Source organism: Ktedonobacter sp. SOSP1-52 (assembly GCF_016587395.1).
Genome location: NZ_BNJH01000008.1, coordinates 41,845 through 66,680 on the forward strand (window position 1 = coordinate 41,845; position 24,836 = coordinate 66,680).

Sequence of the window (24,836 nt, forward strand, 5' to 3'; positions counted from 1 at the left end):
GGGCCAACAAACTGCATGGCTGGCGCACAACCGAGATGAGAGAGCCTGTTAAGCTCTGCTTTCAAAGGCGTCTTCTCTGGCTAATGGACTACTTTGCGGTTTTGACCCATAAACCGTCCAGTTCGCCTTTGACCGATAACCCGTCCAAATTGGTCAGGACCGATGGCAAATCACAGCTCCAGAGGCGGATGGTTGCGCACCGTTTTTGTAAATTGACGTTCCAATCATCTAGTGGTCGGTCTGCGAAGAGAATATTTGAGCTTGCGCCTGCTCACGATCGGGATAGGGAAAGTATTGCCCACCTTCCTCGTAAACCCCTTCAGATCGTGGAGACCTATAACCAGCCTGATACGACAGGGGATCTTCTTCTGCCCACTTCACAGGAGCTGTTTCCGCATGTTCGGGCAGTGAAGCGAGAATTGGTCGGTGAAAGATGAAAAGCAGGAGAGAAATTCCCAGCGCCAGGAAGAACAACATCTCTTGTGCGATCGGAGAAACGAGAAGAAAAACCATTCCAAAACAGCACAGCGCGAAAAAGACGTGAAGTCCTCCGTACGCGACGTGTGGCTTACCCCGCGAAAAGCTCCAAGCGAGGCTGATACTAGCGAAAGCAAAAGTCAGCCAGAGAAACAGATTACCGATAAAATTGGTAAAGAGATAGAGGTGGAGCAAGTCCCCGACAACCCAGTACACTCCGAAGTAAAGTCCACACCACAGCAGGACAAGCATGATACCATTCACTCCTGCCTGCAGGCATTTTTATGCTCAAACATTGATTGCTCCTTCCATAGAGAAATGAGTAGAGGATTTGCTGTGCTGCTATCCTTCACTATCTACGCCAGACCCCAACGAAAGTTGAATTTGCCCCTTGAGTATTAACCCTCTTTTGTCAGGGAGGGATAGACTGAAAGGAGAAGGAGAAAAGGTATTGGAGCAGAAAGAGGTGATGGGAGATGACGGTAGCAAGACAAGCAGCCCCCACAGTGGCCTTTATCGACGAGTATTGTACGTGCTATGAGGATGTCTTCCCTGACGTGCGCAGTTTTGAGCATTTCAAATATATCCATCTGGGACTCTTGTCGGAGATCAAGCGCAAGACGTTGCCAGCCATCGCCAAAATCTGTGGAGAGGTTGACGCCCAGGCGCTCCATCATTTTGTCGCCAATGGTCTCTGGGATGTGCAAGAGGTGCGAAGCAGACGACTCCAGTTGTTACGACAGGCTCTTGCTGGCCGATCCTTCGCGCTCTGTATTGATGAGACAGGCGACAAGAAGAAAGGGAAGACAACCGAGTATGCGGCCTCGCAATACATCGGCAACCTGGGCAAAATCGAGAATGGCATCGTCTCGGTCAATGCCTATGGGGTCCTCGATCAGATAACCTTTCCGTTGCTCTTTCGCGTGTTCAAACCTGACAAGCGCCTCAAGGGAGAGGACCAGTACAAGACCAAACCGGAGTTGGCGGTCGAGATCATCGAGGAACTGCAAGCCTGGGGCTTTCAGTTTGACGTCGTGTTGGCAGACAGCTTGTATGGCGAGAGTACCCAGTTTGTGCGGGAACTGGAAAAGCGACATCTCACCTACGTCCTGGCCATTCGCGACAATCACGGCATGTGGCTCCCGCCTGGTCAGCGCATCCGTTACACCACCTGGCTTCCCTTCGAGCGGACCTTTTCCAACGGGAAGTCGCAAACCCGCTTCATCCGCGAGGTGATCTATGGCCAACGCTTGAGCGTCCGTTTCTATCTGCTCACGACCGATCCCAAGACGATGCCGACGCAAAGCACGTCGTATGTGATGACCAATCTGCAAGGGAACCTGCGAAAAACGCTTGGCGACACCTACGGGTTGCGGACCTGGATTGAGTATGGCTTCAAACAGGCGAAGAATGAACTGGGCTGGGCTGATTACCGGGTCACCGATTACACCTCGATCGAGCGCTGGTGGGAGCTCGTGTGCTGCGCCTACCTGCTGGTGAGCCTCTACAGTCCCGTTTTCCACCACCAAACGTGTGAGTGGCTCGAGCCGCTTCCTCAAGCCAGTGCCCAAGCGCCTGCTCCAGAGGCTGCATCTGACCGCTTCTCTGGGCATGTGTGGTGGGATTCGAGGCAGGGATGGAAGAACCTGCTCAACAACCTGCGGCTCATTCTCCAGCCTTATGTGTTCTACTCTCTCATTTCCCCCTGGCTGATGGTCTTTGATATCCCTGATCTCCACTCCGGCTTTGCCGCACTCGTTTCCATCATGAACGATTTTCACGCCTCCCTCCCTTTCTGACAGAAGAGGGTTAAGGACCGGAATTCACACTAAACGCTTAGTGTGATATTCCGGTCCTTAATACTCAAGGGGCAAATTCGGGAGGTCAACGCAGAGTATGTCTCGCGCAAAACCATCACCGGTCCACACGAAAAAAACTGGCAGATCGAGAGCATAATGCTCTCGATCTGCCAGTTCATTTGCTCTTCCTGCCTCTTTTCAGCTAAAAGAGGCGAACATGAGACAAACCATTTTGCTGTGAATTCACAAATGCCGGATGCCGCGAGCCGCTCCGGAGGCGGTTTCTGCATCGGCCAAGAGCTGTGCTGCTCACTCTTCGCGCCGAGTGTTCACTCTTCACCCAAAAATCGGGTCTTGCTCACTTTCGGTGTTTAAGCTCATCAGCAGATGAGAGTGAAAAGCTTTCATGGCTTCTGGAGCGATCTTTTGCGGCGCGGTCATAGCTCGACGATAATCGACCCACCGAAAGTGAGCAAGATCCCTGAAAAGTGCTCACTCTTCGTGCCATTTACCACTTGGTAAATTGGCTCAATGTTCATAGTAAATTGGGTGAATGAAAGGCATGTTCCCTCTTATTAAACGAACCAGCCTGTTGAAAAAACCTGAGTGGGTGAGTCTATCGCGCAGTAAACTCGTCATTCACGCTCAGATCATTGCGGGCAAGAGCTATTTGATGAGATTTTCTTGCCTTTTTCAACAGTCTGGGCCGATTTCAAGACAAGTCCCATGAGAAAACCAGAAAAACACTGAGAGGCGGAGCGTTCGAGAATTCGTGATTCCTCCCCCACAATGCCCCTTGACATGGGATCACTCTTGTTGCTATACTAAACAAAATATCATATATTGTTTAATATGTTTAGCACAAGGTGACAGGAAGAAGCCGATGTCAGACAACGACGAACGAGAGACTCAGATTCTCCGTGCGGCAGCAGCCGTCATTATCCGTCAGGGATATGACAAGACCACAATAAGCGATATCGCCGAGGAAGCAGGCGTTAGTCGAGGGACGGTCTACCTCTATTTCAAGGGGAAGGAGGAACTCTTTGAAGCCCTGCTGTATTGGGAATGGATGCAATACGCTCAGACTTGGTTGGAAGCTCTGGAGTCCGATCCACGCGGCGGCACCATGGGAGGGTTCTACCGGGCGGTCTTTCGTGCTGTGGGTAGTCGTCCCCTGATGGCCTCCATCATGCGACGGGATCGGCGCGTGCTTGGCACTTATCTGCGCAAGCCGGACACCCTGTTCGCCTGGATGGGGCCTGGTTCGATCACCGTCGATTTCATTCGGGCACTCCAGGAGGCAGGAGTCATTCGCCAGGATCTTGACCCACGGGTGACGGCGCACCTCCTCGAAACGCTGTCGTATGGACAGTTGACGATAGCAGACTTTCAATCAGCTGATCAGTTTCCCCCCTTTCCTGTGGTTATGGAGGCACTTGCCTCCATGCTGGATCGCTGGCTTTCGCCAGAAGATGGAGGCAACAGCGAGGCGGGCAAACAGGTCTTTCGCCAGAACTTTGCCGAGGCGCTGGACGGCTTCTCGCGCATGGGCGTCTCCCGCAGACAAGCAGGAGACGCTCATGAGGCGGCGGAAAGAGGGAACTAATCTCCTCTTTCCAGAACACCCTTCACTGTTCTTGATCAGTCTGACAACTTCTCGTCGAGAAAGCAGAAGAGCACACGTTATGGAGTGACCAATGACCACATCCAACTTGCCCAAAAAAGAAACAATGCTTGTCCCCTGAATGCTCACATGGTTCAGCTTCGAGGTACAAGGGGAAGATAAGAAAAGAGTCCACACTATGAGAACCATCGCCAAAGGAGAAAACCTGATGAACCGGGACGAAAGCCTGCGCGGTATGAGTCTCTCATAGCGAACGCTCTCCCTGAGACAAAGTCGAGGGAAATGAGCAAGAAAGAGGGTATTCAAAGTGTCATATACTCGTCCTTCAGATCATGATCGTGTTTCCTCCTGGCCATTGCTCCTTGATGCCAGTCTCGCTAAGAGGCAAGGTTTGGATGCGATCATGCAGCGGCAGCGTACGCGCCTGGCTGAGATAGTGGCCTACGCACGTGCCAAATCCCCTTACTATCAGAAGCTCTATCAACATCTGCCGGAGCGGATCGAAGACCCTGCGCTGCTGCCTGTCACCAGCAAGAAGCTCCTGATGCCCTGTTTCGACGACTGGGTGACTGACCGCGAGGTGAGCATTGAGCAGGTGAGCAAGTTCATTGACAATCCTGACCTGATTGGGGAGCGGTTCCTGGGCAAGTACTTGGTGGCTACCACCTCAGGCACCAGCGGGAGGCGTGGGATCTTTCTCCAGGACAAGCGGACTATGGCGGTGCAATCTGCCCTCAGTCCGCGGGAGGCTTCCGGGCTAGGAGCCAGCGATCTCGTCAGGCTGCTCACTCATGGCGGGCGCATGGCTCTGGTGATTGCTACCTCCGGCCACTTCCTCGGCGCTGCCGGAAGCATCCGGGTATCCAAGGACAACGCGCAGTACCGCAAGAGGGTTCGGCTCTTCTCGGTGCGCACCCCCCTGGCGGAACTGGTCGCCCAACTCAACCAGTTTCGCCCAACCCTCCTCTTCGGCTACGCAAGTGAGATTGTGTTGCTGACCGGGGAGCAGGAAGCTGGCCGCTTGCACATCAACCCGGTCCTGGTGCAAGCTGGCGCAGAGACGCTCCCCGCAAGCGAATTCAACCGGATCGCCAGAGCGTTTCATGCAAAGGTCAGCACCGCCTACGCCGCGACGGAGTGTTCTTTCCTGTGCTCGTGCTGCGATCAGGGATGGTATCATGTCAACAACGATTGGGTCGTGTTCGAGCCGGTGGATGCTGACTATCAGCCTGTCCCACCGGGGACACAGTCACACACGGTGCTGGTCTCGAATCTCGCCAACCGGGTGCAGCCGATTCTTCGCTATGATCTGGGCGACAGTATCCTCCAGCGGCCTGATCCCTGCCCGTGTGGCAACCTGTTGCCCGCGATCCGCGTACAGGGCCGTGTGGCTGATATGCTCACCTTCCCCACGGAAAGCGGCGAACAGGTGAGCATCGCGCCCCTGATGTTCGGCTCTCTGATTGATGGTCTCCCAGGAATCGAGCTGTTCCAGATTGTGCAGACGACACCCACTCACCTGCGTCTGCGTCTGCAGTTCGCGGCAGGCACGGACCTTGACCGTGTGTGGCAGCAGGTGCAGACTGAGGTGACGCGTCTTCTCAGCGAGTACAAGGTTGGACACATCACGCTTGAGCGCGCAGAGGAACCACCGCAACAGTCACCCGGTGGCAAATATCGCCGCATTCTTCCATTGAGCTGAACAAGCTTGAGGAAGACAACTCTCCGATCATATGAGGGTTCTGTCAGAACTCAAACCTCATCTTGGCTGAGAAGCTCCTTTTCTGGTATGCTAACCCTGTCAAGAATATGGAATAAGGAACATCGGCGAATGAGCTGTCCCTATTGTGCCGCTGCCAGCACGAGGAAGCGTTCGAAGAAAACCAAGCTTGGATATGCGCTTTTTTTCTGTCCTCAGTGCCGATCAACGTTTAATGAGCGAACCAGTACCCCTTTTCACTACCTTGAAGTGCCTACTGATGTCGTTTTGCTCGTTGTTCTGTGGCGATTACGCTACAAGTTGAGCTTGCGTGATGTGGCTGAAATGGTTTTGGAGCGTGGCTTCGTTTTTACTCATGAAACGGTTCGAGATTGGGAAAAGCGGTTTGCTCCTTTGCTTGCAGACCACTTGCGAAGCAAGCGGCGTGGTCAAGCGGGGAAGTCGTGGTACGTCGATGAAACCTCTATCACCGTCTGCGGAAAGTGGTGCTCTCGCTATCGGGCGATTGATGCTGATGGCAATCTGGTTGACTCGAGGCTGAGTGAGAAGCGAGAGATGGATGCAGCCAAACAGTTCTTTCAGCAAGCTCTCGCGGTAGTTGGCCATGCTCCAGAATCTGTCACCACAGATGGGCATCGTTCTTATCCACGCGCCGTACGTGAAACCAGGGGAAATGAGGTGACGCATCGGACGAATACGTATCTCAACAATCGCATAGAACAAGATCATCGTGGCATGAAACAACGCTACTATCCCATGCGTGGCTTTGGGAACGTTGCGTCAGCAGTTCGTTTCTGTCGTGCTTTTGACGAATTGCGCCAGTATGTCCGTCCTCGCCACATGGAAAAAGAAATGCTGCCACTGATGCAACAGCGGCAACTCTTCTGTGAGCGACTTTTGGCTTTACAAGAGCTGATGGGTGCCGTCTCATAGTTCCACCGATGGGGTTTGAGAAACATTATAGCCTTGCTGGCTGTTGAGTTCTCAGTTCTGACACTACCAGAACCAGGAGAAACCGCTCCCGAGTTGGCTTCTTCCAGTAACAGCTTGTAAATGAGCTTCCAGAGCAACTGCTCAGAAAAGGCTTGACATCCCTTTCTCTCTCTGGTACTCTATTAGTAACCAATGGTAAATAAATAAAACAAAGGTAAATTAATGGGTAGGAAAGAACGACGGCTACGAGATCAGCAAGAGCTCAAACAGAGTGTGTTGGAGGCAGCGCGCACCATCGCTCTGGCCGATGGGTGGAGCAATGTGACGATGCGCAAGATCGCTGGTCACATTGAGTACAGCCATGCCGCCATTTATGCCTACTTTGAAAACAAAGATGTGCTTCTCTTAGAACTCGTGCACGAGGGCTTTCGCCTGCTGGAGGCAGATATGAAGCGAGCCCGAGCACAAGCTCATGATCCAGAGGAGGCGATACGACTTATCGCTCATGGCTATCTCGAATTCGCCTGGCGCTATCCCGAGCTCTACCGCCTGATGTATGGTCTGGACGGCGTCACTTTCAGCATCTCAGAGCCAGAGAAAGAGGGACTACAAATAGAGGATGTGGCAACTCTGACCGTCAAAGATGTCCTTGATTTTCATGGCTGGTCAACAGAGCACCTCGCTGACCAGGTGAATATCCTCTGGGGGACTGCGCATGGGCTGGTAACGCTCACGCTGGCAGACCGCATTCGCGGTGGACAGGCGCAGGCAGCACAATTACTCGAGCAAGCAATTCAAGGCATGCTGCTGGCCTGGAAACACGAGACGGATACCGCCCACTCGACTTCCCCTTCCGAACATGGAGTTCCACTCTAGGTCCATTTCATCCGTAGCGAACCTGAGGAAAATCGTCGCTTTTATTTACCAAAGGCCACTAAATAAAACAAAGGTAAGCAACATTACTCATGGAGGAGACAACATGCTTTATCCTTATCTGCTTTTACTCCACATTGTCGGCGTGTGCGGCCTGTTTATCGCTCTCAGCCTGGAAGTGATTATCGTGTCTCGTCTACATGCGGCGAAGACGACGCTACAAGTCCATGAATGGCTCACTCTCAGCCGTGTGATTGATCTGGTGTTACCAGCCTCTGCTGTCTTCATTCTCGTCAGTGGGCTCGCGCTGGCATGGACGGGGTGGGGGTGGGAGCACGCCTGGATTGTGTTTTCGCTGGGTTTACTCGTTCTCCTGGGTATCCTGGGATCGGTGATCAACGGGCCTCGCATGAAGGCGATTCACGTGGCAGCGCTAGCCGCGCCCGTGGGCGAGATCTCTCCCGCGCTACGAAAGGCCATCGCTCATCCTGTGCTACGGGCTTACGCACCCATTCCGAGCCTGGCCGCGTTGGGCGCCGTTGTCATGATGGTCTTGAAGCTGGATTGGTTTGGTTCGGGGATCGCGATCGCTCTGATCCTTATTGTCGGCCTCATCCTGGCCTTCGTGCGTAAAGGGTAGAGCAGGTATGATGCGAAACGGCCATTGTCAAGACATATTCGTAGAGCAATAGTAAGAGAAAGAGGGAAAAAAGATGTTTTCGGAACAAGAGCTCGCATTTTTGCGCACACAGCCGCTCGCCAGTCTGGCAACGGTAGCCATCACTGGTCAACCAGATGCAGGTGCGGTTGGCTTCGCCTTGTGAGACAGAAGGGCGCGATTATGACGCGATTGAGAAGACCTGTATGTTCGCCTTCGACGTTGGCGAGGATGGGTCCAAAGCGAGCGAACTCATCGAGCAACTGCGCTGGCTCGCCGGAATGGGAATACAAACAGTGTTTGGTGTGGTTCCCTATCTGGATCAAATCACCCCGCTGGAGATTATCGGTCGAGAGGTCATTCCCGCTGTCGCGGCTCTGTGATCTACTCACGCATGAATGTGTCTGCTTTCCGTGCCCTCCACCGGCTCTGTGCGACCCACGGATTGTGCAACGAGATTCAAAAAAACTGAACAGAAAAGGAAGCACATGCCATCTCGTGCCCAACACGCTCGCCAGTCTGCAGGGGTTCAAGTCAGTTCTCGACCTGCTGGACCAGTGTGAAGTGTGATTCGCGCCGGAAAGGCATGATTTTAACAAAGAGAAAGCAAAGGAGAAAGAACCTATGGCAACCATTCTTCCCAAAGAGCAGCTTCAGAATGGCTATCTGTTTCAAGGAAAGGACTATGGAGGCGTTCCCATTTCGTTTTTCTGGATGCAGCTTCCCCCGGATGAAGGTCCCACACTGCACGTGCATCCATATGATGAGATCTTCATTGTCCTGGAGGGGCACGCCACATTTACCCTGGGAGAAAACACGGTAGAAGTCGCGGCTGGAAACATCGTGATCGGGCCAGCCAATGTGCCTCACAAGTTCAGCAAGGTGGGCTCGGAGAGCTTGAAGATCGTCACGATCCATCCGAGTCCAAAGACCATCGGAACGCGAGTTGAGGACTGAGACGAGGAGGGCATCATGAACCTGTGAGGATATGTCTTGCTGGAGACCCTGCTCAATCTCTTTAAGGAGAAAGGCTGGCTCACCTCACGCTCCCGTCAGCGAACCGACTCAACGCACGTTTTGGCCAAGGTTCGAGCGATCAACCGCCTCATGTGTGTCGACGAAGCCATGCGCTTTGCCCTCAATAGTCTAGCTGTGATCGATGGCGATTGGCTTCTCGAGCACAGTGATGCCGTCTGGGTTGAACGCTACGGACATCGCATCGCGCGAAACGTGTTTTCCCAAAGAAGAGAGGGAGAGGCAAGGAGTCGCAGAAATCATTGGTCGCGATGGTTTTACCCTCTTAACGGCTGTATGGGATTCTGCCACTCCTGCTTGGTTGCATGAGATCCCGGCGGTCGATCTGCTTCGTCGTATTTGGATACAGAATTACCTCATCGAGGAAGGGCAGATTCGTTGGCGTGATCATGATAACATTCCTCCGGCAACCCACTTTCTCAACTCCCCTTACGACTCTGAGGCACGCTTTGGGAAGAAGCACAGTCTGATGTGGACTGGATACAAAGTGCATCTTACCCAGACCTGTGAACAGGAGACCCCTCATCTCATTACCCATGTTGCCACGACTCCGGCTCCCGTCACCGATGAGCAGATGACAACACAGATCCAACGCGACCTGGTGCAGGCAGAGCTTGCGCCCAGCCAACATTTTCTTGATACCGGATATGTGACCTCTCGCACACTCGTGACCAGCCAGAACGATTTTGGCATCGAGCTGATTGGCCCGGCACCAAAGGATGTCAAATGGCAAGCCCAGGCCGATCAAGGCTTTGATGTCAGCCATTTCCTCCTCAACTGGCAACAGCAGCAGGCCACTTGTCCACAAGGGCACACGAGTGCGAGTTGGACCCCCGCCTGTGACAATCGTGGCAAGCAGGTCATCAAAATCAAATTCTCGATCAAGGATTGTGGAAGTTGTCCCAGCCGTCAGCAGTGTATTCACTCTATGAAGCAATATCCACGGCGGACGCTTACTGTACGCCCTCAAGAGCAACATGAAGCGTTGCAGGCTGCACGCAGTCGTCAACAAACCACAGCTTTTGCCCAAGAGTAGACACTCCGAGAAGGAATTGAAGGCACTATTTCACAAGGTGTTCGAGCCTTCGATCTACGTCGCTCTCGCTACATTGGCCTCAGCAAAACCCATTTGCAGCATGTTGGCATTGCTGCTGCCATCAATCTCGTTCGTGCTGTCGCCTGGCTAGAGGGACAGGTTCCTGTTTCCACACGCTCTTCTGCCTTTCAACGGCTCTATTATGAGACGTAGAGGGGTTTCGCAGCAGTATCTTTTTTCTGCCTGCTCCCTTTTTCCTCTGCCGGGCTCCTGGTGTAAAGAGATCACCCTGTTCCATTTCCTTCAGCCCGCGACGAACGGTATTCTTCGAGACTCCCGCATTCTGCGCTATTTTCTGAATATTCTTCAGCTCCAGGACTTCTAGCGCCAGAAACTATCTCCATTGTTTCTCATTGAGGATGGTTCGCATCTGCTGGTACCTCGTTTTTCGATCAACATGCATCATGTGGTCACAGACAGGTCTGAAGATACAGTTGTTTCCCCTCAGCATATGCTCTCTTGGCTAATTGACAAAGCTGCTGCATCAACGCTGAAAGGTTCTCTGCGTCATCCTTGCCCACTGGTCGCCCATCAAACGCTGCCAATTGTCTTGCCCACTGCGTTGCCACAGGGAGCACTTGTTCAGCGGAAAAGGTGGCTAAACCTTCTACGAAAACCGTATCGAAGCGTTCAATCCAGAGATCGATGCTCATAAGATCTTCCTCACTGCACTCATCAGCAAAAAAGAACGTTTCTTCTGATGCTGCCATTCTAAATCTACTCAAATGTGCTCACACACCCTCGAATAGATTCAATTGCTGCACGTGCCCCTCACAGGAAGCCTCCATGACTTCTACGCCGCTTTGGGTCGCCTGCAGCACACCGCACTCGGCAAGCCGAGCGTGTGGCCCTCGCCGGGCAAGGAACCTCATCAAGATGTTGACGGCACTATTGTCGTCTCGATCCATGCAGAATCCACATTCCGTGCACTGATACGTCCTCTTCCACAGCGGCATGTCTTGCAGATTCCCACAGCCACTGCACTGCTTGGACGTGTTGCGCTCATCTACGAACTGAAGCTCTTTCCCATACAACTGGCATTTATAGGTGAGCATCTGGACAAAGGCGTACAAGCCCCAGTCGTTGTAGACGGCTCTGTTGAGTGTCTTCTTGCGCTCTTGATGCTCTTTCATGACCATTTGCCGTTGAGAAAGATCTCCTACGACGACAGTTCTCTCAACCACTCGTCGTGCAATGAGATGCGAGGCCTTGTGCAGGCTATCGCGTTGTTTGTTGCGCTTCTTCTGCGACACGCGCTTGTAGACCCTGCTGAGATGAAGGTAACGACGGGATTTCTTCTTACATTTGCTGCGTTTGGAGCGAAGCCGATCTAACTGTTTGTTGTACCAACGCGAGCCTTTGAATCCACCTATGTGATAGATTCGGCCCTCTTCCGTGACACCAGTTGCCAGCGTTTTGAGACCCAGATCGAAAGCCACGGTGCCGCCATCGCGCCTGGCTTCCTCGTACTCTTGATAGCTGAAGGAGGCGTAGTAGTTGCCTCTGCCGTCGCGACTGATCGCCACCTCTCGAAAGCCTTCTGGAGGCTTTTCGGTGAGGTGAGCACGGATGGCAGGGAAGCGTTTGTGCTTGCCCTTGCCTCCAGTGGGCAGGATGAGGGTGTTTCCCTCAAGCGTGAGATACATCGCCGGATAACAGAGGGTAAAGAAGGAATGACGAGGCCGCACGCGGGGAAAGCCTGGGGTTTCTCCATTGGCGACGCGACGAAAGAAGGCTCTCATGGCTGCATCCAGGCGATAGTAGACTTCGGCAAGCAACTTGCCATACACCTGATTGAGTTCAGGATCATGGGCACGACTCTCGGCCAGAGTTTTCTTGCAGTCGTTGAAGCGCCACTTCTCTCCGTCTCGCAGTTTCATGACCCACCAATTGTAGAGCCCTCTGCATTTACCTTGCATGAACTCAAGGGTAGCTGCATCTTGCTCGCTCATGTTCAGTTTAATTTTTTTGCAGAGGAGCATGAAGACCCCTTCCCTTTCAACACCACACGGAAAGATCGACTTCGCCTCTTTCGCGAGAAACGACAGATACATGAATTAGAACACTTTTTCTTATTTCATGCGTGTAGCATACCATGATATCGTCTCTCTGTCAACGCCTCCAAATGTGTACAATAAGCACACCTTCGACCATAGTCGCGCACATTTTCGATTGCTGTTCTTACGCTCCTTTCACTAACGCAAGAAAATGAGGTCGTATCTCTTTCAGCTTGTGTTCCTGGAAGTTTCCAACAACAAGCTGGGCTAGTATCTCAACCTTGATTGAATCCACATTGTTCATTTCGAGCATAGGAAACAGGTCTCGTAGGAGTTGCCCTCTACGCAAATCATTCACGTCTTCAGGGGTTGCGATAAAAAAGTCTGTTAATACACTCATCCTGCTTTCCTTTCTGGTAAATGACCTGAATGTTCGAACGCAAATACTGGGCTGAGGGCCATTGCGTCGAACATTCAGGTAAAAAAATTTGCGCTGAAGGTTCGACACAACTTCCACGCCCTTGAACATTTCATAATAACAGACCATTTTTCAGTAGAAAAGATGTATTATAAATTTCCATTCATTCTCTGGCATCTGCCGCCTCGGAAGCGGCACAAGCTATGGAGGTTCTGGCTGGATCGAACCTTGAAGGCAAAATTCGATCATTAGGGTAGATTTCGTCGAACATTCAGGTCATTTACCACTTTCCGGCATATCTGGTAAATTAACTGAAGGGTGGACAGATTTTGCACTGAAGGGTGGGAATTTGATCTGAATCATGGGAATTGATGTTTCGATGCCTGGGAAAACCGCTCCCTATCTGGCTTTTTCTCTCGATACGTTGTCAATTGGTTGGCTTGGGAAAAGGAAAACGGTTGAGAGAGATCGAAGCCAAAGAGGTTGACAGTCTTGGCCGCATGGCGAGAGGTATGGCCAGACTCCCTGGCTCCTCTTCCTCTCGTCTGCGGGCAGGTGAGCCAGAGGGTCATTGCATCCAGGCGACGGGCGGATGATCGACCGATGCGGGGCAGGTGTAGATCTGCATTGTGTAACCGCGGCCGATGGTGACCATAACCGGCTCCCATGGATGTCTATAGCTGCGACCAGGATTTCTATCGAGGGCCTGGTCCTCGAGGGGAATCCAGCTGCCACTGCCCCGTCCCACTCGGTGGAATCGATCCTCAGCAGGGGTTGCATCTGCGTCCCGCAGGAACAGATCGCTGGCTCGGCATCTCGGAAGCTAAAGGATATCCAGCCTCCGACCTTCCAACCGGGTGCCACGGACAGCCCAAATGAATAGGCAAAGTTTCCTACATCGGCAATTGTCTTCTCACGCGCTTGCCATGCCTTGATCTGCTCGCGCAGAGCCTCATCAAGATCGGAGAGGGCAGGGTATTCGATGATCTGTTCAGGATGGACGATACAAGGCTCTGGGACATAGTCCCCGGACTCCACCGCAACGGGTTGTGGCGGGTTGGAGAGCAAGGCGGTGACTGTGGAGGAGGAACGCCACACCAGCTTCACCCTGGGCAGTTCCTCATCATCATGGCCAAACGGGCACCACAGCACCTGAAGCAGATCGCAACCAAGAGGGGGGTGCAGATCGGGGATGTCGCGTGCGTAGAGTTGTGCCACGGGTATCATCGCAATCGGCTCATCGGTCCAGCTATGTCCAGCTTGAATGCGTTTGATGATGGCCTCTTCCTCTGGCGTGAGGAGGTTGACACCAGGCTGGCTGGGTCGCTTCCAGGCAGCGGTCAACATGTCCCGTTGCAGCCGGACATCGGCGAGGGTCGTCAACGGCTCGCCGGGCAGGTGTGGGCCCTCACAGTAGGGCCACGGGTCATCGAGTGACCACAGCAGCGGGCCTCCGACCGAGCTCTCCTGGGGCGTCGGCGTGCCCGGACGCGGGTGCAACCGAGTCGTGGTGCGTGCGAGCGGTGCCAGCTCTGGGAACACGGCTGCAATATCGACTGGTCGTGGGGGCGTGGTGCGGGTCATCTTAACTCCTTATATGTTAATATGTTTTCAAGCCCTCTTGACCAAGGGCTAGCAGGGTCGCTCCCTGCTCGATTCGTCCTGCTGGGGAAAGGCTAATGACTCCACACGGCTTGACCGGCAACGAAAGATCGCTCTTTCCCAGCAGTTTTTCCTGGGCCAATCGATGATTGGAGGGTAGTTGCTTCGAGCACCCGTTATATAAGGACCCGACCGCTCCCAGGAAGTGTTGGCGAAAGGAAGTTCGAAGATGTGGTATGTTGGATTGGATTGGAGCGATACCCATCATGATGTGGTTGTCCTCGATGAAGCCGGACATCGGGTGGGAACGCAGCGTTTTGCCCACAGCCATCAAGGTTTGCACCACTTGAAAGACTTTTTGCTGGGCATAGCCTCTAGGCCGGAGGATCTGGCCTGTATCGTCGAAACGAATCACGGCCTGCTCATTACCTTCCTGTTGGAAGCAGGCATTCCGGTGTATCCGGTCAACCCGAAGACCGCGAATACACTGCGTAAAACAGCAGGCGCGAAGACAGGCCGCATTGATGCCTATCTGCTGGCGAAAACCGGACGCTTCGACCTAGCCGATCTGCGTCGCCTCTCTCCTGATAGCCCGATCATTGCTGAATTGAAGACGCTCACACGCGATCAGGATGCTTTGATTCAAAGTCAAACGCGACTGGTCAACCAACTCACCGCCTGCCTCAAAGAGTATTACCCGGTCAGCTTGAAGCTGTTTGGAAAACTGCATCAGCCCTCGACGCTGCTGTTTTTGCAGGCGTATCCGACTCCAACCGCAGCGGCCGCCGCTTCCCTTGAAGAGATTGAGGCACTGCTCAAAAGCTGCAAGTATCCCAATGCGCGGCGGGCAGCCCTTGAGATGGTAGAGCAACTGCATCACCAAGAGTTGACGGCCAATGAGGTCATCGTGCGTGCCAAATCGCGCCTGATGCTCTCGCTGGTCAGACAGTTGCTGCCACTGCTTGAGGACATCAAAGGCTACGATAAGGAGATTGCGACCCTTTTTTTGAAGCATCCCGACCATGACCTGTGGCAATCTCTGCCTCGGGCTGCTCAGCGTCTGGCTCCGCGACTGCTTGCCGAATGGGGTGATGACCGAGCGCGTTACCGAGATGCCCAAAGCGTGCAGGAACTGGCGGGTACGGCTCCTGTGCCGTTCCAAAGCGGCAATTTTTCCAAAGCCCATAAACGCTTTGCCTGCCTCAAGCCGCTGCGTAATGTGCTCTATCAGTTTGCCTGGCAGACGACACGACAAGATGGCTGGGCACGAGCGTATTACCAGCGCAAGCGGATGGAAGGCAAGACCCATAGTATGGCCGTCCGCTGCCTGGCAAATGTCTGGGTACGCATCATCTATCGCATGTGGGTGAGGAAGGACCTCTATCAGGCCGCAACGTTTGAAGCGGCGAAGCTGGCTCACGCGCCTCGTCAACGTGTCGCCTAAACCCAGGCTGTCCCTTGGCGTCATGGCTGGTTGGGTCCACTGAGCATTGCAACGTCTGTTGTCAGTGCTGAGACTGTGTGCTCCAACGGAGCCGCCCAAACGGTTCCCGCCGCGCTCTTTCTGCCGAGCGTGAGCCATTCCTTCATCATTGCCCCTCGCTCCAACGTCTGCCGCAGCCCACCACCGCGTTCCCGACTCCCGGTGTGGGTTACTCGCAGCAGACCACCTCGAGTCAAGGCCGCGCAGGAGGGGAAAGAGTCGGAGGTGGGCGCGCTCGTCTTGGCCTTGACCGAGGTGGGAGACTTGTAACCCCACACGGGAGGCAGTTTCACCTCTGCTCACCTTGCTTTTTCCTTTCTCGTTTTTTTGCTCTTGACATAGAGGGTCTTTCGTGTCAATGGAAGCCATCCCAACGAGTTGGGACACACAAAACAGGTCTCGTGATCATTTATCCTTCCTTTCTATCCCTTGCCAAGGGATAGAGTGGCTTTTGATCGCTTTTCCTGTTTCTCTTCTTCGGACGCGTGGGAAAAGCGGAAGGACATCATCCCCCAACTATAGATCTCCCCATGTAACTGGTGGAAGAGTACGATGATTCTGATGGCTTTCTTAGCTTTCTGTTCTTCCCCAAGCCAACCAATTGACAACGTATCGAGAGAAAAAGCCAGATAGGGAGCGGTTTTCCCAGGCATCGAAACATCAATTCCCATGATTCAGATCAAATTCCCACCCTTCAGTGCAAAATCTGTCCACCCTTCAGTTAATTTACCAATATCTTCTCGCGCCTATGCCAAAGATGTTTCACAAAAGCTCCAATGGTTTCAGTTGACGGCGTACGCAATTCTTGTGTTAAAAATCAGGTGTCCACACCTACTATCCTTGCTCCTTTGAACCATCTCTTCGCCCTCAAGCTGAATCTCCACAGAATATGCCATATCTCTTTTTTAAGGTCAAGTTATTTTCGTGGTTTCCCATAGTGGGCAGGCACCTGTATGATACTGCCAAAAGCGGTGAAGCCTCGTCCTGATTGAGAGGAATGACCATCACCCAGATTTGTGGAGATCCGAAAGTGGGTTATGTCAACGATTGGGAAAAGCTTGTTCATAGACAAGCGGACTGACGTACTATAACGTGGAATGCAGACGTATCGGATTGGAAAAGCACTCCAGGTATTCGAAAATGGTCACTCTGGCCTGCTGCTGGGTGGCGAAATGCGTCCGCTTCACGCATTCACTCTTGAGTGTGTCAAAGAAGGATTCTCTTGCTGCGTTATCGTAGCAATTGGCCGTGCGACTCATACTCACCTCGATGCCTTGGGTAGCAAGCAGCGCCTGGTAGCCATGGCTGGTGTATTCGCTGCCTCGATCCGAATGGTGAAGCAGGCCAGGTGGCGGACGCCGACGAGTCAGCGCCATGTGCAACGCGAGCGTGACCAGGTGCTCATTGTCCTTTGGGGACATGGCCCATCCCACCACCATGCGAGAGAACAGATCCAAGATGACGGCCAGGTAGAGCCACCCCTCTGCCGTCGGGATGGCCGTGACATCAGTCACCCACTTGGCGTTGGGGCAGGCAGCTGTAAAGTCACGGTTGAGGACATTGGGCGCGCACTGGGCTCTCGGATCGCTCTGCGTCGTCTTGGGCTTGGATCGGCGGCGAGGATTGGCACACAGTCCCAGTTGCTGCATGAGTCGCACGACGCGTTTGCGGCCACATCGCACGCCCTCAGCTTGCAAGGCAGCATGAATACGTGGGCTTCCATAGACCCGACGATGCTGCACAAAAAGGCTTTGAATCTGGGCAGCAAGCGTGGCATCTTCTCGCTGGTGTTGGCTGAGGGGCCGATGCCGTGAGGCGTAGTAGCCGCTGACTGACACCTCAAGCACACGACACATCACCGTGATCGGGTAGTCATCCTGATGCTGTGCGATAAACGCATACTTCATCGAGGGACGTGCGAAAAGATGCCGATAGCTTTTTTTAGAATATCACGCTCTTGACGCAAGATCTCCACTTCGCGCTTCAATTGGCGATTCTCTTCTTCCAGACAGATCGAGGGAAACCTCAAAGACCTCCACGCCTACTTGCCCGGCAATCTCCACCTGTAAGGCATGATAAACCTGTGCCAGAATGAGGCAACACCACAGTTGCACCTGCACCACCGCCCACTTAGCGCTCCACAGGGTGATGCAGATTGAGATGATCTTTAATCGCCCGGAAGGCCAGTTCGATATCCCATCTGCGCGCATATAAGCTCACCACATCCGAAAGCTTCAACACATGTGTAACAAGCACATTGGTCAGGTAGCGATAGTGACGCCCATGAAGCTAGAATTGGATCAAGCGCACGGGATAACGGGCCTGATTGTCCTGAGAGGCTCCCAGGTACACGATCGCATCGAGAACCCCATCAGCTTGATAACAGATGTGCGACACGTGATAGCTCGCCTGGTGGGCGTACCGACTAATCCACCAGATCCCTCGGCTGGAAAGCTGATCAAAGAAAGCAAAGCTGAGATAGCCGCGATCAAAAATACGATACGGACTATGTCCTTGTCAAAAAGGAGAGTTTGCCACAAGCGCTCTCAGCCTTGACAGATGCTGGCCATACCATTCATGTACACTGAAACATGTCTCTAAAACCATCGGAGAATTTTCCCAAATAGCATTTAATGGTCGCTGTGGCCATTAAATGCTATTAGTTACAGTATCTTAAAATGATGACACATATGCCTATAAGTCATCCGTTTAGACGGCCAGCCGTCTCGGGAGAACTGCCACTCCCACTACTCCTCGCCCCACTTGCAAAGGGTCGGAGCTACTTTTGCGTAAGATGTTGTACGATCCGTTGATATCGGCATGAATGAGGCGTCCATCCCTGGCACGATACCAACTGCGAGCAACACGCTTGCCTGAAAACACCGGCTTCTCCGCAGCATTGGCCTCATAGGTTGGAATGAGATCGTTGTCTAGAAAACTGGCCTTGCTGGTATAACTTTCTTCCTGAAGGATGACTCTGATCCCCACCAGGTGCGCTTTGTAGGTCAACTGCTCAATGAAACGGGCATGGGGAAGCTGCAATAGAGTAGGGAGCGAGTGCCTTTTGCAAGGTCACTCGTCACCCTCTCTCAGAACCGTGCGTACAGCGTTAACCGTACACGGCTCGCCCTCTACTCATCTCTTGAAATGGCTCCTTCCAGGGAGGGTTCCAGTATGTAGGCGTTGATGGCATCTAACGCAAAGAACGAGTGTCTTTCTTCGTCTCGCAGCCATGATGCGTTGCCAGAGTTCTTTCCCGTCTGCCACATCCTTCATCTTCCGAATGTGATGAACTTGGAACGGCCCTTCTTTTGTCTCACAGTATTCGCATTGCTCCGCATTGATCCTTCGGATCGGTTCTGAACGACTGAGCGTTAGCGCAAACGTATTGGGAGGAATATCGATACTCTGATAGGTAAGAGGTGACGTTTTCAGGTCTTTTAGTCGGAAAAGTCTGATTATTCGTGTCTTCTCTTTCTCTTGAACGGTATGAACATAGCCATTATCCGTCTTGAGGCGCTTGGCGATAGTGGTCACATGGGTTTTGTGCTTGTGAGCAAGAGTTTTGAACAGACTTGTTTGCCAGATATGGGCCAGTTTGTTCATCTCTCCCTTGACACTGTGCGCCAGAGCGTAGTAGTTTGCCAAGCCCCGAAGTTCCCCGTTGTAGGCAAGAATGATTTCTGCGTCGCTGAGTATCGAGAGTTCTGCCTTGTGGCGACCATCTCCGTTTTCATAGATTCCATAGCGCTTTTCTGCACAGAACTTTTGAAGGTTTCCTGGTGGGATCTGGACTTGAATGCGTTCGGACATAGATTTTTGTGTGGTGTGTCTTCCCTTATGGATGATAGCCTTGACCACACGTGCGCCCGAATACGTCTTAATCCAGTAACCGACAAAGATTACGCCTTGTTTACTGTGCCGGATGTGAGACTTTTCTTCGGCTATTTCCAGCTTGAGTGTCTCCTGAATGAATCTCTTGATTTCTTGCTGGATGCGTTCGGCATCTGCTTTTGAGCCAATGATGCTCGCTACAAAGTCGTCGGCGTAGCGGTAATAGGAGAGTCTCTTGTATCCCTCGTCGAATGGATCGCTACTTGGCAGGCGTCTTCTCTGGCGTTGGGTCTCTTTGATTTCCCTTTGGATAGCTTGAAGTGTTTCTTTACTGTTCTCCTTTCCCTTCAGCCTATCCCCTTTCTTCCTGAGACGATGGATTTTGTCTGAGTGGCGTTTGTACGCTCGATTGCTCTTGCGTTGTACTCCTTTATCGAACTGTTCTTTCATGGTTTTCATGAAGAGATCTAATTCGTGGAGATATACGTTCGCCAAAACGGGTGAGAGTCGAGTAGGAGCGGAGCGCACCTTCTCATCTCTCAATGGGCGTGTTTCTCTACTCCTCTCGCCAAACCGGACTGGATACTTTCGCATCATCCGGCTTTCCCTCATTGCAATCGTTTGTGATCCCCGTATGGCGTGATTTGCACATGACAGGTTTCGCAGAGCAGTTGTGCATTGGCTTTCACATCTTTCCCATCATAACGGCGGGCTTTGATGTGATGCAGATCGAGGTTCACGGTACTGCTACACCGCTCACACTTCGCTCCACGCTCTGCCATCACTTCTTCTTTGATCACTCTCCATTGCTCATTGTTTTCCGCATTGCCGAGCCAGATGTAATTCGGTAATGGAGTTTCCGCTTCCTCAATCGTGGTTTCCCATTTCCCTGTCAGGTACGGGTGTGGGTGCGTTCGTGACCGATATTTCGTAATCGGCAGATCGCTCATTCGGTAGAGATAAAGCATCGTTTCTCCCTTCCGAATGCCAAAGTTGTCGCGTTTTCCTTCCTGGCGCAGCTTGTACATGGAGAGAATCTTTCTCGTTGGGAGTCGATGGCGGTTCTTCAACCAGATGAAGAGCCGCTTTGGCACCCAGAAGTCCAGTGCTTTCGCCGTTTGTTTGGCATTGCAATGGCGATAGTAGATGATCCATCCACGTAGTACCGCGTTGAGGGCGCTAAATTTGAGGAGCGGTTGATCTTTGTACCGTTTCCTGGCCGTCATCTCCTTCACTTTGGCTTTCAAGCGTTCCTGTGCTTTGCGGGTAGGCGTGACGAGCATCTTCGGTCGATCATGTCCACTCACATAGCGCCGAACGCGATATCCCAGAAAATCAAAACCGTTGTTCACATGGGTAATATGTGTCTTTTCTACCGAAAGCTCTAGCTTCAGTTCTTCCCTTAGGAAGGCCTGAAATTCGTCTCGGAGGCGATAGGCTTCTGATTTGCTACCATTGGTAAGAAGCAGCCAATCATCAGCATATCGGATGAGGGCACAGTTCCCCAGGTGTTTCTTCCGGCGATACTCTTTCTGTTTTGGACGTAGGCTACCGTACTTGTTCCACCAGTAGCGATCCAGTTGATGCAAGTACACGTTCGCCAGCAAAGGCGCACAGATTGCGCCTTGTGGGACGCCAAGCTCCGTCCGTTGAAAGAGGCCATGCTCCATCAATCCTGCTTTGAGGAAGCATTTGATGAGTTTGAGAAGGCGTTGATCGGCAATTCGTTCTGCCAAGCTCTTCAACAATATGTCATGCTGAACATTGTCAAAGGCACCTTTAATATCCCCTTCAATGACCCAGAAGTGTTTGCTCTGATTGTTGATGTAGCTATCAAGTGCAGCAATACAGTCCATCGTTTTGCGCCCTGGCCGGAAGCCATTGGAGCAATTGAGGAAGTCGCTTTCCCAGATAGGTTCTAAGACCATCTTAATCAGCATTTGCACCACTCGATCTTTGATAGTGGCGATGCCAAGTGGACGCATTTTCCCATTGGCTTTCGGAACGTGGACACGACGAACGGGATCTGGACGGAAGCGCTTCTCTCGAAGCTCTTGCTGAATTTCCCGTATGAGAGCGATGTATGCCTCTGGTGGATCATACGTTTCTCTTGTCGCTCCATCAATTCCCGATGTTCTGGCTCCTTTGTTCGAGAGAACCAGAGCCAAGGCGCGATGTATCCACTCTTCCTGGCAAATGAGTCGGTAAAGATGATCAAATTTGTGTGTTGGATTGTGCATCGCTTTTAGGGCAAGGCTGCGTTGGGTTTTGATGATATCGGACATACATTTTAGTCCTCTCGTACCCAGGTCGTTTCCTTGTACAATGACTGTGGCCCTTCGCCCTGTGCCGGACTGTTTTCCGGCTCCAACTACTACGGCCACTCCGCCACGCGATGATCACTTCAATCGCAGCTAATCCAGTCTGGGTCAACGTCCGACCTTTCGTTGTCTCAGATCGATCATCGCGTTTCCTACGTTCACAGAGCAGTACGTGTTGCGTCTCGCTGTAGGCTCTCTCTTTACGCCCGTCAGGTACACACCCAGTACCCGCGACAACAGCCGATAGCTTAAACCCCTGTAGCTAGAGCGGTTTGGTCCCGATCGATAGACCGTTTCATCCAGGCCAATTCATACCTCGATTACCTGCTGTCTCACACCATCTCCGTCGTTTACAGTGTGCTCAAGGTGAGGACGCTTCAAACAAGAGTTCCTCGCGTAGCCATAGCGTGACTCAGGCTAGAGACCTCATACTGTAACGGAGTGCCAGCATTTCGTCCCGTGTTTTCTGGGCTTCAGACAGGTTGATGCTCTTTGTCCTCTGCCTGCCAGATTAGCCTTAGCATCTTGGGGGAGATGCTACTTCGTCAATTGGAATTCTCCTTTCATGAAGATTACTGCTGTGTACTTCGTAGCGCACCGATTGATCCTTGAGGGACGCCGCTGTAGGTCGTGTGGTACGTCCATTCCTCTAGATAACCAGCGTCTAGCATGGCTCGAATGAGGCGAAGAAAGCGTTTGTCCTCAATTTTCTTAGTGAGAAAACTCATCAATAGATCGTGATTGATCGTAGTGAAGTAGTCTCGGATGTCCATATCAATCATCCATTTGGAAGCTGTCCACTCCTGTTCGATTTGGTGGAGCGCCGTGTGGGGAGAACGCCCTGGTCGGAATCCATGTGATCGATCAACAAAGATCGGCTCATAAATCTGTTCCAGTATCCTTCTAACCACTTCTTGTACTAATTTGTCGTCTCCTGAAGAAATGCCTAGAGGGCGTTTCTTGCCGTTCTTCTTCGGGACATAGACACGACGGGTTGGTTTGAAGCAGTATCTTCCTTCTCGGAGCCGTTGTACAATCGATTCGACTCGTTCATTGGAAAAACCATCAAGAGTGGTGTTATCCACTCCTTTAGTCATTGCCCCCTCATTCGAGTAGATATTGGCGTAAGCTTCATACCACAAGAGAGGACTCTCCATGAGACGGAAGAGACCATTTAACCGTTTTCCCTGTTTGGAGATTTCTCCGAGTGCTTCCAATCTTCTAATCACTTGAGCGGGTAGCATCAGCACACCCTCGCTTTCGTTAATTGATAAGCTGAGTAGACTGCTCTCCTTCCCCTCAGACAGGTATGGTTTCGTGGCTATCACTAGCCACTTATCCGCCTGCCGATCCCGTTTACACGGGCTGCGGAACCCATTACAGGCCCACCTTGGGTATTGCGAGAGTTCTGTCACCATGCAGGGTCTCCCCTGTTTAGGTGATCCCGCATTTCCAGCGGCATGAGATGCGACGTGCTCCAGGTCTCCTGTTCGTTCATATTCCCTCGTACAAGGGTGCGTCAGGAAGGTTGGATAATGTTGTAAATTCGTGATACACCATTACTTCCTGAACCAGCGTTTCAGCCACGTTCGCTGGCATCACCAGAAAAACCGCATGAACTAGGATTTAACCAGTTTAGGCTTAACCATACACGTCCTTGCACTGACAGATCAAGAAAGTGTGGCCTTTCCTTACGCTGCCTTGCTCCCAACATGCTACACTCCCCCCTCCCTTTCGGGATTCAAGTCATATGACAGGGATAAGTTGGGTGTGTAGTAGGTTTTCCAACAACCTACACAGCATATGCTGTACTCATTTTCGCCGTTGATGCGGCGCACCAAATTGCTGGTTATTCCTGCACCCCATGCTCACCTCTTGTTTCCACAAGGGATTCTTGCCAATCACCAGCGTTCCGATACCTTCGCTCACCAACAGATCAATGATCCGACGGCTAGCCGTGTGCACATAGGCATCCACACGGCGATTGCGCTTCGTCGTTACACGATCGAGATGACGTGAGGTATATCGGTTCTCATGGGCGAGGCGTTGCTGCTGCTTGGCGCGCTCTTTGTTGTAGTACTGATTGAGGCTTTTGAGGGGTTTGCCACTCACCAGGCGAGGCACAAAGCCGGGCTTATCGCTGGTGATGGCTGCGAGCACATTGACACCCACATCCACGGCTGCTCGAAGCTGCGGGTTGACCGCAGCCGGTTGGATCTCCTGCTCATAGACGACCTCCAGCATGTAGCCATCGGCGCGTGGAACGATGCGTACCTGCCTGATGGCTTCCCAGGTGATCTGGGTCGCGATCTCGATGGGCAATCCTGATGGGACCAGCTTGCCTGTACGCTTGAATGCCCTCTTGCCCAGGGCTTTTTTCTCGTAGATGAGCAGGAAGCGGCCCTTGGTCTTGTCTTGATAGCCAGGGATCTTGGGGCGTCCTGTAAAGGGAGAGGGGTCTTCGCGATAGGCCTCCATGCCTTCAAAAAAGCTGACCCAGTTGTGGTGGAGTTGGATCAGGATGGCATTACTGACTTTGCGAGGCAGGGCACAATAGGCCTCATGCTGTTTCAAGCGATGAAAGATGGCGGCGTAGGGCAGATAGGTTCCCTCGTGAATCCCACGGGATGCGCAACGAGATGCACAGTTCAGATGAAATAGCTCTGCAGGTCGCTTCACCGCTATCCCCAGCCAGGCTTCCAACTTCTTGGACGTGGTTCCAAGATAGAAAGTGGCCAATGGCTCAAAGCAGGGTCAGAGCCAGTTCGCGAGAGAGAACATCTCGTTGCGCATTCCGTGGGTGAATGAAGGCTTGCCGAACGTGGTAATTGGCCTGATTATAGAGGTTTTTGGAGGCAAAAGCTGCTCGATCAATGACCGCAAAGCGTGCATCCTGATGACGAATGAGATGTCGTTCGACTAACTGCACCTTGCGCCTTCTTCCTTTCCAACAACACATCCTTCGT

23 protein-coding genes and 4 pseudogenes are annotated in these 24,836 nt (G+C 52.4%); 11 read left to right on the top strand and 16 right to left on the bottom strand.

Annotation, left to right across the window (positions count from 1 at the left end):
• Positions 1–228: 228 nt before the first annotated feature.
• A complete protein-coding gene (locus tag JMJ16_RS51905) occupies positions 229–729 on the bottom strand; it encodes a hypothetical protein (RefSeq protein WP_201394501.1) in 501 nt (166 codons plus the stop codon).
• Between the two features lie 224 nt (positions 730–953).
• Here JMJ16_RS51905 and JMJ16_RS51910 point away from each other — a divergent pair, with 224 nt between their 5' ends.
• The 10 genes and pseudogenes from JMJ16_RS51910 (at position 954) to JMJ16_RS55690 (ending at position 10,368) form a co-directional block, all read left to right on the top strand.
• Positions 954–2,276: an IS701 family transposase gene (locus tag JMJ16_RS51910; protein ID WP_201381933.1), complete on the top strand. Its 1,323-nt coding sequence runs from the start codon at positions 954–956 to the stop codon at positions 2,274–2,276.
• Positions 2,277–3,159: 883 nt separating this feature from the next.
• Positions 3,160–3,882, top strand: a complete 723-nt coding sequence (locus JMJ16_RS51915; RefSeq protein ID WP_201394503.1) for a TetR/AcrR family transcriptional regulator — start codon at positions 3,160–3,162, stop codon at positions 3,880–3,882.
• A 421-nt stretch (positions 3,883–4,303) separates the two neighbouring features.
• Positions 4,304–5,602 carry a phenylacetate--CoA ligase family protein gene (locus JMJ16_RS51920; RefSeq protein WP_236602172.1) on the top strand — a complete coding sequence of 433 codons (1,299 nt, stop codon included), beginning with the start codon at positions 4,304–4,306 and terminating at the stop codon, positions 5,600–5,602.
• A 129-nt stretch (positions 5,603–5,731) separates the two neighbouring features.
• Positions 5,732–6,553: an IS6 family transposase gene (locus tag JMJ16_RS51925; protein ID WP_201394507.1), complete on the top strand. Its 822-nt coding sequence runs from the start codon at positions 5,732–5,734 to the stop codon at positions 6,551–6,553.
• 222 nt (positions 6,554–6,775) lie between these two features.
• Positions 6,776–7,429 carry a TetR/AcrR family transcriptional regulator gene (locus tag JMJ16_RS51930; RefSeq protein WP_201394509.1) on the top strand — a complete coding sequence of 218 codons (654 nt, stop codon included), beginning with the start codon at positions 6,776–6,778 and terminating at the stop codon, positions 7,427–7,429.
• 103 nt (positions 7,430–7,532) lie between these two features.
• Positions 7,533–8,066, top strand: coding sequence for a DUF2269 family protein (locus JMJ16_RS51935; protein WP_201394511.1), 534 nt, complete (start codon positions 7,533–7,535; stop codon positions 8,064–8,066).
• Between the two features lie 73 nt (positions 8,067–8,139).
• Positions 8,140–8,250 (top strand): pyridoxamine 5'-phosphate oxidase family protein, encoded by a 111-nt coding sequence (locus JMJ16_RS57790; protein WP_236602174.1) that lies wholly within the window; start codon positions 8,140–8,142, stop codon positions 8,248–8,250.
• A gap of 40 nt (positions 8,251–8,290) precedes the next feature.
• Positions 8,291–8,467 (top strand): hypothetical protein, encoded by a 177-nt coding sequence (locus tag JMJ16_RS51945; protein WP_236602175.1) that lies wholly within the window; start codon positions 8,291–8,293, stop codon positions 8,465–8,467.
• Positions 8,468–8,708: 241 nt separating this feature from the next.
• Entirely contained in the window at positions 8,709–9,041 is a 333-nt protein-coding gene (locus tag JMJ16_RS51950) for a cupin domain-containing protein (protein WP_201394514.1), read from the top strand.
• Between the two features lie 547 nt (positions 9,042–9,588).
• Positions 9,589–10,368 (top strand): annotated as a pseudogene (locus JMJ16_RS55690) (transposase).
• Positions 10,369–10,387: 19 nt separating this feature from the next.
• Here the strand turns inward: JMJ16_RS55690 and JMJ16_RS51965 are convergent.
• From JMJ16_RS51965 to JMJ16_RS51985, 5 genes and pseudogenes are all read right to left on the bottom strand, one after another.
• Positions 10,388–10,546, bottom strand: a pseudogene (locus JMJ16_RS51965) (DeoR family transcriptional regulator); the annotation flags it as partial.
• 79 nt (positions 10,547–10,625) lie between these two features.
• Positions 10,626–10,868, bottom strand: coding sequence for a hypothetical protein (locus JMJ16_RS51970; protein WP_236602176.1), 243 nt, complete (start codon positions 10,866–10,868; stop codon positions 10,626–10,628).
• A 78-nt stretch (positions 10,869–10,946) separates the two neighbouring features.
• A complete protein-coding gene (locus tag JMJ16_RS51975) occupies positions 10,947–12,197 on the bottom strand; it encodes an RNA-guided endonuclease TnpB family protein (protein WP_201384392.1) in 1,251 nt (416 codons plus the stop codon).
• A 199-nt stretch (positions 12,198–12,396) separates the two neighbouring features.
• Positions 12,397–12,612, bottom strand: coding sequence for a hypothetical protein (locus JMJ16_RS51980; RefSeq protein ID WP_236602177.1), 216 nt, complete (start codon positions 12,610–12,612; stop codon positions 12,397–12,399).
• 417 nt (positions 12,613–13,029) lie between these two features.
• Positions 13,030–14,214, bottom strand: coding sequence for a hypothetical protein (locus JMJ16_RS51985; protein ID WP_236602179.1), 1,185 nt, complete (start codon positions 14,212–14,214; stop codon positions 13,030–13,032).
• Positions 14,215–14,461: 247 nt separating this feature from the next.
• Between JMJ16_RS51985 and JMJ16_RS51990 the strand changes: the two genes are divergently transcribed.
• Complete coding sequence (locus JMJ16_RS51990; protein ID WP_201394516.1) at positions 14,462–15,676, top strand: IS110 family transposase; 1,215 nt, start codon at positions 14,462–14,464, stop codon at positions 15,674–15,676.
• Positions 15,677–15,696: 20 nt separating this feature from the next.
• On the opposite strand, the gene JMJ16_RS51995 is transcribed toward JMJ16_RS51990, so the two are convergent.
• From JMJ16_RS51995 to JMJ16_RS52040, 10 genes and pseudogenes are all read right to left on the bottom strand, one after another.
• Positions 15,697–16,008, bottom strand: coding sequence for a hypothetical protein (locus JMJ16_RS51995; RefSeq protein ID WP_201394517.1), 312 nt, complete (start codon positions 16,006–16,008; stop codon positions 15,697–15,699).
• A gap of 129 nt (positions 16,009–16,137) precedes the next feature.
• The gene (locus tag JMJ16_RS52000) at positions 16,138–16,386 is read right to left on the bottom strand and encodes a hypothetical protein (RefSeq protein ID WP_201394518.1); all 249 of its coding nucleotides are present in this window, start codon (positions 16,384–16,386) and stop codon (positions 16,138–16,140) included.
• Positions 16,387–16,800: 414 nt separating this feature from the next.
• Positions 16,801–17,646 (bottom strand): annotated as a pseudogene (locus JMJ16_RS52005) (IS3 family transposase); the annotation flags it as partial.
• A gap of 199 nt (positions 17,647–17,845) precedes the next feature.
• Positions 17,846–17,971: a transposase gene (locus tag JMJ16_RS57795; protein ID WP_374229197.1), complete on the bottom strand. Its 126-nt coding sequence runs from the start codon at positions 17,969–17,971 to the stop codon at positions 17,846–17,848.
• A 453-nt stretch (positions 17,972–18,424) separates the two neighbouring features.
• Positions 18,425–18,724, bottom strand: coding sequence for a hypothetical protein (locus JMJ16_RS52015; RefSeq protein ID WP_236602181.1), 300 nt, complete (start codon positions 18,722–18,724; stop codon positions 18,425–18,427).
• Positions 18,725–18,850: 126 nt separating this feature from the next.
• The gene (locus tag JMJ16_RS52020; protein ID WP_201394532.1) at positions 18,851–20,008 is read right to left on the bottom strand and encodes a group II intron reverse transcriptase/maturase; all 1,158 of its coding nucleotides are present in this window, start codon (positions 20,006–20,008) and stop codon (positions 18,851–18,853) included.
• Positions 20,009–20,157: 149 nt separating this feature from the next.
• Positions 20,158–21,834: a group II intron reverse transcriptase/maturase gene (ltrA, locus tag JMJ16_RS52025; RefSeq protein WP_201394534.1), complete on the bottom strand. Its 1,677-nt coding sequence runs from the start codon at positions 21,832–21,834 to the stop codon at positions 20,158–20,160.
• Positions 21,835–22,442: 608 nt separating this feature from the next.
• Positions 22,443–22,967 (bottom strand): reverse transcriptase domain-containing protein, encoded by a 525-nt coding sequence (locus JMJ16_RS52030; protein WP_201394536.1) that lies wholly within the window; start codon positions 22,965–22,967, stop codon positions 22,443–22,445.
• Positions 22,968–23,682: 715 nt separating this feature from the next.
• Positions 23,683–24,549 (bottom strand): transposase, encoded by an 867-nt coding sequence (locus tag JMJ16_RS52035; RefSeq protein ID WP_236602182.1) that lies wholly within the window; start codon positions 24,547–24,549, stop codon positions 23,683–23,685.
• Between the two features lie 66 nt (positions 24,550–24,615).
• Positions 24,616–24,799 (bottom strand): annotated as a pseudogene (locus JMJ16_RS52040) (hypothetical protein); the annotation flags it as partial.
• Between the last annotated feature and the right edge of the window lie 37 nt (positions 24,800–24,836).